The organism is Allobaculum sp. (genome assembly GCF_047010065.1).
Lineage (GTDB): Bacteria > Bacillota_I > Bacilli_A > Erysipelotrichales > Erysipelotrichaceae > Allobaculum > Allobaculum fili.
Map to the genome: position 1 here is coordinate 1 of NZ_JBKXLD010000150.1, position 3,229 is coordinate 3,229.

General features: G+C 53.1%; 3 protein-coding genes and 1 pseudogene. 3 read left to right on the forward strand and 1 reads right to left on the reverse strand.

All coding sequences use genetic code 11. The features are described from left to right. Positions 1-185, forward strand: a 185-nt coding sequence (locus ACLUYS_RS09660; RefSeq protein ID WP_412659754.1) for a hypothetical protein, incomplete at its 5' end; no start/stop codon positions are given. On the opposite strand, the gene ACLUYS_RS09665 is transcribed toward ACLUYS_RS09660, so the two are convergent. Continuing rightward, the gene (locus tag ACLUYS_RS09665; RefSeq protein WP_412659755.1) at positions 150-1,301 is read right to left on the reverse strand and encodes a M20 metallopeptidase family protein; all 1,152 of its coding nucleotides are present in this window, start codon (positions 1,299-1,301) and stop codon (positions 150-152) included. The genes ACLUYS_RS09660 and ACLUYS_RS09665 overlap by 36 nt on opposite strands. A gap of 218 nt (positions 1,302-1,519) precedes the next feature. Between ACLUYS_RS09665 and lysA the strand changes: the two genes are divergently transcribed. Further along, positions 1,520-2,824 (forward strand): diaminopimelate decarboxylase, encoded by a 1,305-nt coding sequence (gene lysA, locus ACLUYS_RS09670; RefSeq protein WP_230266541.1) that lies wholly within the window; start codon positions 1,520-1,522, stop codon positions 2,822-2,824. 37 nt (positions 2,825-2,861) lie between these two features. Continuing rightward, a pseudogene (locus ACLUYS_RS09675) lies at positions 2,862-3,229 on the forward strand (hypothetical protein); the annotation flags it as partial.

Consider the following 3,229-nt stretch of genomic DNA (forward strand, 5'->3'; position numbering starts at 1 on the left):
ATTATCCCAAGGAGGCGGTCGAGAAAATACCCGTCTTTTATTTGACGCTTACGCTGGACCGTATGGACTGGCGGGCAACTTCTGTATGCGCTCGGTTCAAGGGCGTGATTTATGTTTGGATTCCGGTGGGCGGCTTTCTGCAGAGAAACCTAGAGCGCGCTGTCTCGATCCGGAAAATGCAGTAGGGAGAGCGCTTCGAACAGATCGGCTCCGGCCAGGAGAAGGTCTTCCTCAAAGTCAAAGTGCGAATCGTGCAGTTCAATTCCGGTTCCCGTTCCGAGGAAAAAGAATACGCCGGGAACTTGCTGTAAATACCCGGAGAAATCTTCGGTAATGAGCTCTGGCTTCTCGAGAATCTGCAGGCTGGGAATCTCCTTTTCGATTGTCTGAAAAAGCGTGCGGTCATTGATTACTGCCGGGTAGCCGCTTGAAAAGGAAAGTTCGATCTGCACGCCGCGCTTCTGGCCGATTTTATGGCACAGATCTTCGATGGAATTTCGCAGAAAGTGATAATCTGCTTCTTCAAAGGCGCGCAGCGTGCCTTCCAGCACGCATTCTTCGGCTACCACATTGCGAATGCGTCCGCCTTCCATTTTTCCAAAGCGCAACAGGCAGAACGAATCTTCCGGCATCGACGCCACAAGCGCGTAGGCCTGATTTAAAACATCCATGCAGGCTTCAATCGCATCGGCCCCTTCCTGAAACCTGGCAACGTGTGCGGCTTTGCCATGAATGGAAATCGTGACTTCACACGAGCGGGCCATCAGCGGGCCCGGACGGCTTGCTATGGCACCTTTTTCCAGCAGCGGCCAGAGATGCATGCCGAAAATGCGGTTCACGTGATACGTCTCGAGAAGCCCGCTTTCGACGATCGGCTTTGCGCCGCCTGGATTTTCTTCGCCGGGCTGAAAAATCAGAAGAACGTTCTGATCCAGATCGCGATAATAGCGTTCCAGCCGATGCGCGAACAGAAGCAGATTGCTCATATGGCCATCGTGTCCGCAGGCGTGCATGCGCCCTGGATACCGGCTTTGATACGGCTGACCCGTCTGTTCATTTACCGGAAGCGCGTCCATATCGCTGCGAAAGGCGATGGTACTTTCCTTGCCGGCATCAAAGAACGCTGCAACGGCGCAGGGAAGCGGATGCGTTATTTTACACGACAGATCGCTCAGCGCATTTTCGATGTAGGCACATGTCTTTGGAAGATCGAGTCCCAGTTCAGGAATCTGATGCAGATCGCGGCGCCACGTCCGGACCTGGGCGATTTCTTCCGATCGAGTGAAATGTTTTATTGTCATGTAACAAGTGTATGAAACCTGTTTGAAAATGGGTTTCATAAAAACAAAACGGCTTCGGATTGTGGTGAATCCGGTTCAAATTCGCTACACTTCAACCATTCCCGAGCCGTTTTTAACAACGAAAGACGGGAAACTGCAGGGCGGTTTGCGGCAGGAAAAAGCCGGATTATGCAATACCGCAAACCGGCAAAATGGAAAAAGGAAAGGGAACGAATCCTATGAAAGAAGACGTATTTGCGCGGATTGAATCCGCCGATGGCGATGTGACGATTTCGGGCGTATCCGCTGCCGCTCTGGCAAAAGAATGCGGAACGCCGCTTTATATTTTCGATGAAACCGGCCTGGAACAGACGATGCAGGCGTATGTGAACGACTTTAAAAGCGATGAATTTGAGACCCGTGTGGTTTTCGCCTCCAAGGCGTTTTCCAATAAGGCGGTTTTAAAGCTCTGCGCTGAAAACGGACTGTATATCGACTCCGTTTCGCTGGGCGAAATTTACACGGCGAAAAGCGCCGGCATCGATTTGAGCACAATTTATTTTCACGGCAACAACAAAACGAAAAAGGAACTGCGCGCGGCGCTGGAATGGGGCGTAGGTACGCTGATTCTTGACGGTCTGGAAGAAGCGCAGACGCTCGTTTCGATCGCGTCGGAATACCCGGAACGGAACATGCGCGTTTTGCTGCGGATTAATCCGATTGTCGAAGCCGCCACCCACCATCACATTCAGACGGCCGCACCGGATTCGAAATTCGGCATTCCCATCACGATGGAAGAGCGAATTGTCGAAACGATCCGCACCGTCCAGCAGGCCGAAAATCTTCATTTTGCGGGTCTGCATGCGCACATCGGTTCTCAGATCTTTGAACTGGAGCCGTACGCGAAGGAAATTGAGGAATTCGCCGAATTCATGGTCGTTCTGAACGATCGCTATGGCATTGCGATCGAAGAAATCGATCTGGGCGGCGGTTTTGGCGTCTGGTATTCCGAAGCGGATACGCCAAACCCCATTGCCAAAACCTGCGCCTTTTTAATTGACGCCTGTCAGAAGACATTCACCCGCTACGGCTTTATGCCCGAACGGGTGACCATTGAACCGGGCCGCTCGATTGTCGCGGAATCCGGCTATCTGCTCTATACGATTACCCGCATTAAACAGGGCCTGAAAAACCGTTTCTATCTGGTCGACGGCGGCATGTCCGATCTGATTCGACCGGCGCTTTACGATGCCCGCTACACAGCAAGCGTCGTCGGCGCACCCGAAGATGCCCCGACCAGCCTGGTCACGGTTGCCGGAAAATGCTGCGAAAGCGGCGATATCGTCATTCGCGATATTGAACTGCCTGAAGCGAAAGAAGACGATCTGCTTCTGATTTATACGGCCGGTGCCTACGGCATTTCCATGGCCAGCAACTATAACAAGCAGCCCTTCCCCGGCGTGGTCTTCGTCAAGGACGGAAACTGGCGCTATGTTCTGAAACCGCAAAGTCTTGAGGAAATGATCGCCCACGAGTGCGAATAATCTCCCAGTCGGACGGGATAGAAAGAAGGAACGGCGTATGGATGTACAGGTTTCGAAATACCATGGATGCGGCAACGATTTCATTTTGATTCGCGAAGAAGAAGCCGAACGCATCGACGATTTGCACGATTTTATCGTGCAGGTGTGCGATCGGCGCTTTGGCATCGGCGCGGACGGCCTGATGGTCGCCCGTACCCATCCGTTTTTCATGGAGTACTACAACCAGGACGGCTCCCGGGCCCCCATGTGCGGCAACGGAATCCGCTGCCTGACCTGTTTCCTGCGCGATCAGGGCTTGCTTGAACAGGCCGATTCGGTAACGATCGAAACGCTGGCTGGAACCAAGACTGTCGAAATCATCAGCCAGAAGCCGTTTCTGGCCCCCATGGCAACGCGGGCCAGAAA